The sequence below is a fragment of the Stenotrophomonas sp. TWI1409 genome (assembly GCF_039673015.1).
GTDB classification, from domain to species: Bacteria; Pseudomonadota; Gammaproteobacteria; order Xanthomonadales; family Xanthomonadaceae; genus Stenotrophomonas; species Stenotrophomonas maltophilia_A.
Window position 1 is genome coordinate 1 of record NZ_JBDJKU010000110.1, and the last position, 8081, is coordinate 8081.

The window sequence follows — 8081 nt, forward strand, 5'->3', positions numbered from 1 at the left end:
GCACTACCCAGCCTGCACCCGCCGCCAGCGAGCAACACAGAACACCTGCATCACCAGCGGTCAGGCACCCCATAGCTACCGCGCCGGACGCGAGCCAACCGAGTGGTAGAGCCGGCCGCGGGCCGGCGGCCCCGGCATTCCGGATTGCCGGCAAGCGGCCGGCACTACCCAGCCTGCACCCGCCGCCGCCAATGCGCGAAGCAGAACACCTGCATCACCAACATCGCCAGCAACCCCAGTGGCCACGCCCACCACAGGCCGGCCAGCCCATGCCGCGCCTGCAACCACATCGCCAACGGCAGCTCCAGCAGCAGTACCGCTGCCATGCCCAGCAACGCTGGCAACATCACCGTGCCACTGCCTCGCATCACTCCGACCAGCACCGCGCTACCTCCCATCGCCAGCACGCCCCATACCACCGTGCGCAGCTGCGATGCGGCCAATTCGCGCACCTCTGCGGCCGCCAGAATCAGCCCGGTCAGCCAGGGCGCCAGCGCCATCACCAGCAGCACCACCACGCTCAGCATCGCCAGCCCAAGCAGCACACCGGTGCGAGCGATGGCGGGCAGCCGTGCCGTACGCCCCGCGCCCATCGCATGCGCCGCGAGGATGGTGGCGGTGATCCCCAGCGACATCGCAGGCAGTTGCACCCAGCTCATCAACTGGTTGACCGCACCGTAGGCGGCCGTGGCCGTGTAGCCGTCGCGGTTGATCCAGCCCAGCAACACGATTTCGGCAATGGCCAGGCTGAGCATCTGCAGCGATGACGGTACGCCGATGCGCAGCATCGCGCGGATGAGCACGCCATCGAAACGGATGGCACGCAGCAGCTCACGTCCCGGCGCCAACGGGTGCTCCATCCTCTGCCACCGCCACATAAGCCAGGCCAGGGCCAGCAGCGAGGCAAATGCCGCCGAGACTGCCGCACTGGCCGAACCCAGCTGCGGCGGGCCGACCCAGCCGAGGATCAGCAGCGGCGTGCACAGCAGGCCGACCACCGTGGCCAGCAGCAGCGCATGCAGCGGTGTCTTCGCATCGCCCACCGCGCGGCTCACCGCAGTGGCCAGCCACAGCAGGAAGAACACCGGTGCCGTCAGCAGCAGCACGCGTGCGTAGACAATGGACTCACTGAGGACCGCTGCCGGCGTGCCCAACGCCGCCAGCAGTTGTGGCGCGAAACCGCCGCCCAGGGCCATCACCAGCACCGACAACAGCAGGATCAGCGCCACCGCGCTGCCAGCCACGGCGCGTGCCTGCTGGGGGCGGCCCGCGCCCCAGGCCTGGCCGATCAGCACCATCGCACCGGTCGCCAGGCCCATTACCAAGGCCAACAGCAGGAAGAAGACCGGGAAGAACGCAGCCGCTGCAGCCACTGCCTGTGTGCCAAGCAGATGGCCGAGGTAGATGTTGTCCAGCGTGCCTGCGGCCAGCTGTAGCGCGTTGGTCAGCAGCATCGGCAACAGCAGGGTCAGGTAGGTGCGCCACAGTGGTGGTGCAACCGGGGGCGTCGGATGTACAGGGGTGCTCATGGGGTTCTCTGGGCAAAGCGCCGCCCTGCCCGGCGTTTCCGCCAGCAAAGCACGCACAGGGGAAGCGGGCCTGGACCCGCGGTCAGGTGGCGCCGTCGCTCAGCAACGGCGCGATGGCTCAGCCGTCGGCGTGGTCCGCAGGATCGTCGAAGGCCAGGCGCAGAGCGTGGGCGCGCACATCCGCGGGCCAACTCCGCAACGCCGCTTCCAGGCCCGCGCGGTCATGCGCGAACAGGACGCGGATGGCTTCCTCGAAGCCAGGCAGGTCACCAGCGATGGCCTGCAGGAAGTGATAGGCACGCTCGCTGTCACGACGCTGGCGGTCCTTGTCAGCACCGGCACGGCTGGCCGCCTCCACCAGCCTGCGCAGCACCACTGAGGCACCGCCAGGCTGCTCGGCCAGCCACGCCCAATGGCGCGGCAGCAAGGTCACTTCTCGGGCGACCACACCCAGCTTGGGGCGGCCACGGCCTCGCGGGGCAACAGGCGCGTCTTCAGGAGCGATTCCGGCGTCCGCTTGCACGGCCGATGGGAACGCGGCAGCCACCCGCGAAAGCAGTTCTGCGTCGCTGCCACGCGTATCGAAATCACGGGTGCGGCCGGTGGCGTTGTCGAACACCAGCAGCGGACCGGCAGCGTTGTCGACACGCAGCTGCTTCAACGCCAGCGCGGCCACTTCCGGCGTACCGGAAGCGACCAGGCGATGGCCGTCGAAACAACTGAAGGGAGGAAGTCGGGACGCAGGCATGGCAACGGCATCAGAGGCGATGCGCGAATATTGCCCGGGTAATTCTCCGCCGTCAATATTGCCCGGGTATTAATTTGCCAGAAGAGCGTGCCGACCAAAGGTTGGCAGCTACCCGATTTCCCGGCTCACAGGCGGCTGAAGGACCAGCTCACCATACGCCCGTCCTTGTACGGCATCACGCCGTGGAACGGGCGCGGGTCGGCGTCGAACACCAGCGGCAGGAAGTTGCGGTCGCCCTCCCACATCGGCAGGGTGTCCAGCTTGTCCAGGTCCACCCACTCCAGCGTGCCTTCGTGGTTGCCGCCGTGCGGGGTGCCCTCGAATCCATCGATGACGAACACGAAACCCAGCCAATCCTCGCCGTGCTTGCCGAAGCCTGGCCAGCTGATGGTGCCGCGCAGGCGCATGCCGGTGCAGTCGATGCCGGCTTCCTCGGCGATCTCGCGGCGCATGCTGGCCGCCACATCCTCGTCCGCTTCGATCTTGCCGCCCAGGCCGTTGTACTTGCCCAGGTGGTGGTCACCGGGACGGGTATTGCGGTGGATCATCAGCACCTGGCGACGATCAGGCGACAGCACATAGCCCAGGGTGGCGACGATCGGGGTGTACGGCATGGGGCAGCATCCAGCGGCAGGTCAGCCGTGGATTATGGCCGATCAGCGCACCAGCGACAGGCGACGCTCGGCAGGTGTGCCAGCACCGTCGGGATCGCGGCGCAGGGTGGCCACGCCGTGGCCGCGCTCGGCCAGGTACTCCAGCCACTTGCCGAGGAAGGTGTTCATCCGCATGCGGTGGCTGATCAGCTCCGCCGGCGGCGGATACAGGCCCATCGTGTCCTGCCAGCGGCGGCCGACGTAGCAATGGGTGGTCTCGGCCTGGCGCGCGTCACGGTACAGACGCACATAGGCCGACGGATCCGGCTCACCGGTGACCGGGTCGGCCAGGTCGTAGGTCAGGCGCAGTTCCACCGTGTAGCGGTGGCACTCGATCACGTCCAGGCGGACATCCAGGCCGTCGCCGATCGAGGAAATGTAGCTGCCCGCCACCAGTCCGGCCGGTTCGAACAGACGCACCAGATGGCGGTAGTTTTCCGCGTACAGGCCCATGAGCCAGCTCAGCCGGCTCAGGCGGGGAATGCGTTCGGTGCGGGGCAAGGCTCGGGCCATGGGTCGATCCTACACGTTGGTGCTTCAACGTGGGGGCGCGCACGTGCAAGCCAACCCCTGGGCAGTGCCGGCCGCTGGCCGGCAGCTCTGCATCGCGGCCGAGGGTTCATCCACCAGCCGGCCAGCGGCCGGCTCTACCAGATGAGGATCAATACAGCTCGCGCTGCAGCCCCAGCGTGGCCAGCACCTTGCTGGAAATCTCCTCGATCGAGGTATGGGTGGTGCTCAGGGTCGGGATCCGCTCCATCTGGAACATCACCTCGGCCGCAGCCACCTCGCGCTTGCAGGTGTCCAGGTTTGCGTAGCGCGAGTTCGGGCGGCGCTCCTGGCGGATCTGCTGCAGCCGGTCCGGGTCGATGGTCAGGCCGAACAGCTTTCGCCGGTAGTTGCGCAGGCGTGGCGGCAGGCGGTCGCTTTCCAGGTCTTCGTCGGTCAGCGGGTAATTGGCCGCGCGCACCCCATAATGCAGGGCCAGGTAGATGCAGGTGGGCGTCTTGCCGGCGCGCGACACCGCCACCAGGATCACGTCGGCATCGTCGTAGTTCACCGCGATGCCATCGTCATGGGTCAGGGCGAAGTTCATCGCGTTGATGCGGCGGTGGTAGGTGTCGAAATCCACCATGCCGTGCGCCGGGCCGACCCGGGCCAGGCGCGGACTGGCCAGTTCACGCTCCAACGGCTCGATGAACGGCGCGAACACATCCAGCATCAGCGCGCCGCTGTCGGCCAGGATCAGGCTCAGGCTCTGGTCCACGCAGGAGTTCACCACGATCGGCCGGACCTGGTACCGCTCCCCTGCCGCCTGGATCCGGGCACAGGCTTCACGCGCTTTTTCGGGGTCGTCGACAAACGACATGCGATCGGTAATGAAGCTGAACCCGGAGAACTGGGTAAGCAGGCTATGCCCAATGGTTTCAGCGGTGATACCGGTTCCATCGGAAACGTAGAACACCGGACGGATGGTCGACATGCGCGCTTTTACCCCCTACGAAGCCTAAAAAGGCCGCCAGCACAAGCTTGTGCCGACGGTACTCTGCCCGGCATCATATCGGCTTCTTCCTACGGACGCGGCCATTCCAGCCCGCCTCGGGCGATGGCCAAACGGAGCATCGCGCTTGAACGAGAACATCCTGTGGTTGCACGAACTGCGTCTGGCCGATCTGGCCCGCGTAGGCGGCAAGAATTCGTCGCTGGGCGAGATGATCGGCAACCTGGCCGGTCTGGGCGTTTCGGTGCCGGGCGGTTATGCCACCACCGCTGAAGCCTTCAAGGACTTCATCGCGCACAACGATCTGTCCAAGCGCATCTTCGACAAGCTGGCCACGCTGGACGTCGAGGACGTAAACGCGCTGACCGCAGCGGGCAAGGAAATCCGCACCTGGGTGATCGATGCCCCGCTGCAGCCGCAGCTGGACCAGGACATCCGCACTGCCTACGCCCAGTTGAGCGCCGACAATGGCGGCGGCGACGTGGCCGTGGCCGTGCGTTCGTCGGCCACCGCCGAGGATCTGCCGGATGCCTCCTTCGCCGGCCAGCAGGAAACCTTCCTCAACGTCACCGGTGCCGACGACGTCGTGCACAAGGTCAAGGAAGTGTTCGCCTCGCTGTACAACGACCGTGCCATCGCCTATCGCGTGCACCACGGTTTCAAGCATGAGGACGTGTTCCTGTCCGCCGGCGTGCAGCTGATGGTGCGTTCGGGCGTCGGTTCCTCCGGCGTGCTGTTCACCCTGGACACCGAGTCCGGCTTCCGCGACGTGGTGTTCGTCACATCGTCCTTCGGCCTGGGCGAAATGGTCGTGCAGGGCGCGGTCAACCCGGACGAGTACTACGTCTACAAGCCCACCCTGCAGGCCGGCAAGCCGGCGATCCTGCGCCGCTCGCTCGGCAGCAAGGCCATCCGCATGGTGTATTCGGATGTTCCGGGTGAGCGCGTCAGGATCGAGGACACCCCGGTCGAACTGCGCAACACCTTCTCGATCAGCGACGAGGACGTGCAGGAACTGTCCAAGCAGGCGCTGGTCATCGAAAAGCACTACGGCCGCCCGATGGACATCGAGTGGGCCAAGGACGGTGTCAGCGGCAAGCTGTTCATCGTGCAGGCGCGCCCGGAAACGGTGAAGTCGCGCAGCCATGCCACCCAGATCGAGCGCTTCGCGCTGACCGAAAAGGGCGGCAACGTGCTGGCCGAGGGCCGCGCCGTCGGTGCCAAGATCGGTTCGGGCGTGGCCCGCGTGGTCAAGACGCTGGACGACATGAACCGCGTGCAGCCGGGCGACGTGCTGATCGCCGACATGACCGATCCCGATTGGGAACCGGTGATGAAGCGCGCTTCGGCCATCGTCACCAACCGTGGTGGCCGTACCTGCCACGCCGCGATCATCGCGCGCGAGCTGGGCGTGCCGGCCGTGGTCGGTTCGGGCAACGCCACCAAGGTCATCGAAGATGGCCAGCTGGTCACCGTCAGCTGCGCTGAAGGCGATACCGGCTTCATCTACGAAGGCAAGCTGGGCTTCGAGCGCACCACCACCGATCTGGGCAACATGCCGCCGGCACCGCTGAAGATCATGATGAACGTGGCCAACCCGGAACGTGCCTTCGACTTCGGCCAGCTGCCGAACGCCGGCATCGGCCTGGCCCGTCTGGAAATGATCATCGCCAGCCACATCGGCATCCACCCGAACGCGCTGCTGGAATACGACCGCCAGGATGCGGCAACCAAGAAGAAGATCGACGAGAAGATCGCCGGTTACGGTGATCCGGTCAGCTTCTACGTGGATCGCCTGGCCGAAGGCATCGCCACCCTCACCGCCTCGGTCGCACCGAACGCCGTGATCGTGCGCCTGTCGGACTTCAAGTCCAACGAGTACGCCAACCTGATCGGCGGCAGCAACTACGAGCCGCACGAAGAGAACCCGATGATCGGCTTCCGCGGCGCCAGCCGTTACGTCGATCCGAGCTTCTCGGCCGCCTTCGCGCTGGAGTGCAAGGCCGTGCTGCGCGTGCGCAACGAAATGGGCCTGGACAACCTGTGGGTCATGATTCCGTTCGTGCGCACCCTGGAAGAAGGCCGCAAGGTCATCGAGGTGCTGGAACAGAACGGCCTGAAGCAGGGCGAGAACGGCCTGAAGATCATCATGATGTGCGAAGTGCCGTCCAACGCACTGCTCGCCGATGAGTTCCTGGAGATCTTCGACGGCTTCTCGATCGGCTCCAACGACCTGACCCAGCTCAGCCTGGGCCTGGACCGCGATTCGTCGATCGTCGCGCACCTGTTCGACGAACGTAACCCGGCAGTGAAGAAGCTGCTGTCGATGGCGATCAAGTCGGCACGTGCCAAGGGCAAGTACGTCGGCATCTGCGGCCAGGGCCCGTCCGATCACCCGGATCTGGCCGAATGGCTGATGCAGGAAGGCATCGAGTCGGTGTCGCTGAACCCGGACACCGTGGTCGATACCTGGCTGCGCCTGGCCAAGCTGAAGGCCAACGGCTGAGACCGTGATTGCTGAGGGCTGACGTCGCTTTCATCGGCGCCGGCCCATACTTCAGCTGCATGCAAGCCCCGCCTCTGCGGGGCTTGTTGTTTCTGGCGTCTGCGCGCGCCACCTCCCCCGCTGCAAAGGAGCCCGCATGCTCGCCACTGCCCCACCCGCCCCCGCCGCAACACCCTGGTTCCACTCCCTCGATTGGGAACGCCTGCTGGAGACCTACGGCGTGCCATTGCTGGCCGCGATCGTGGTGCTGCTGGTCGGCATGTGGGTGGCACGACGCCTGTCCAATGCGATGCCACGCGCCACCGCGCGCATGGGCGTGGACCCGATGCTGGGCAACTTCCTGCGCAACGTGGTGTACGCCGCGTCGCTGGTGATCGTGGTGGTGCTGGCAATCGGCACGCTGGGCGTGCAGATCACCCCGCTGCTGGCCGTGCTTGGCACCGCCGGCCTGGCGGTAGGCCTGGCGCTGAAGGATTCGCTGTCCAACATCGCCTCGGGCGTGATGCTGGTGACGCTGCGCCCGTTCCGCGTCGGTGATGTGGTGACGGTGGCCGGGCAGACCGGCACGGTGCGCGAAGTGCGCATCTTCCAGACCGTCATCACCGGTGCCGACAATCAGCACACCACCATTCCGAACACGCTGATCACCGCTGCGCCGATCATCAACCTGACCGCCGAGCCGACCCGCCGCGTCGAACTGGTGGTGGGCATCGGCTATGAAGACAACATCCAGCTGGCGCGCGACACCGCGCTGGCGCTGATGAAGGCCGACCCGCGCGTGTTGCAGACGCCGGCACCGGACGTAGTGGTGTACGAACTGGGCGCGCACGCGATCAATCTTGGCATCCGCTGCTACGTGAAGTCGGCCGACTGGTTCGGTACCAAGGTCACGCTGCTGGAACAGCTCAAGCTGGGCTTCGACAAGGCCGGCATCAACATCCCGTATCCGCAGCAGGACATGCACCTGTACCTGCATGGCAAGGATGGTGGCGTGGTCGAGGCCGACGCACTGGTGCGCGACAAGCCCTGATCCCAAACAGAAATGCCGGCCAGCGGCCGGCACAACCCAGCCCCGCGCACCCCGGGAGTGGCGGGCGCCGGGCCGCCCCCCACCCCCCCTCAAGCCGCGCCGCGGGAATAACCC

Annotated in this window: 7 protein-coding genes; 2 read left to right on the top strand and 5 right to left on the bottom strand. The window is 66.4% G+C overall.

Features of this window, described 5'->3' with window-relative positions; all coding sequences use genetic code 11:
- Window positions 1–164: 164 nt before the first annotated feature.
- The 5 genes from ABE423_RS20025 to ABE423_RS20045 all read right to left on the bottom strand — a co-directional run bounded on the left by ABE423_RS20025 (window position 165) and on the right by ABE423_RS20045 (window position 4413).
- A complete protein-coding gene (locus ABE423_RS20025; RefSeq protein ID WP_346487280.1) occupies window positions 165–1529 on the bottom strand; it encodes an MATE family efflux transporter in 1365 nt (454 codons plus the stop codon).
- Between the two features lie 118 nt (window positions 1530–1647).
- Window positions 1648–2277: a DUF2239 family protein gene (locus tag ABE423_RS20030; RefSeq protein ID WP_049422441.1), complete on the bottom strand. Its 630-nt coding sequence runs from the start codon at window positions 2275–2277 to the stop codon at window positions 1648–1650.
- A gap of 125 nt (window positions 2278–2402) precedes the next feature.
- Entirely contained in the window at window positions 2403–2891 is a 489-nt protein-coding gene (locus ABE423_RS20035; RefSeq protein WP_049462146.1) for an 8-oxo-dGTP diphosphatase, read from the bottom strand.
- A gap of 42 nt (window positions 2892–2933) precedes the next feature.
- On the bottom strand, window positions 2934–3443 hold the full coding sequence (locus ABE423_RS20040; protein WP_049398213.1) for a DUF1249 domain-containing protein: 510 nt from the start codon (window positions 3441–3443) through the stop codon (window positions 2934–2936).
- 148 nt (window positions 3444–3591) lie between these two features.
- On the bottom strand, window positions 3592–4413 hold the full coding sequence (locus ABE423_RS20045; RefSeq protein WP_346487283.1) for a pyruvate, water dikinase regulatory protein: 822 nt from the start codon (window positions 4411–4413) through the stop codon (window positions 3592–3594).
- 145 nt (window positions 4414–4558) lie between these two features.
- Between ABE423_RS20045 and ppsA the strand changes: the two genes are divergently transcribed.
- Both ppsA and ABE423_RS20055 read left to right on the top strand, forming a co-directional pair.
- Window positions 4559–6937, top strand: coding sequence for a phosphoenolpyruvate synthase (gene ppsA, locus ABE423_RS20050; RefSeq protein ID WP_014037623.1), 2379 nt, complete (start codon window positions 4559–4561; stop codon window positions 6935–6937).
- A gap of 136 nt (window positions 6938–7073) precedes the next feature.
- Window positions 7074–7967 carry a mechanosensitive ion channel domain-containing protein gene (locus tag ABE423_RS20055; RefSeq protein WP_050509854.1) on the top strand — a complete coding sequence of 298 codons (894 nt, stop codon included), beginning with the start codon at window positions 7074–7076 and terminating at the stop codon, window positions 7965–7967.
- The last annotated feature ends 114 nt before the right edge of the window (window positions 7968–8081 follow it).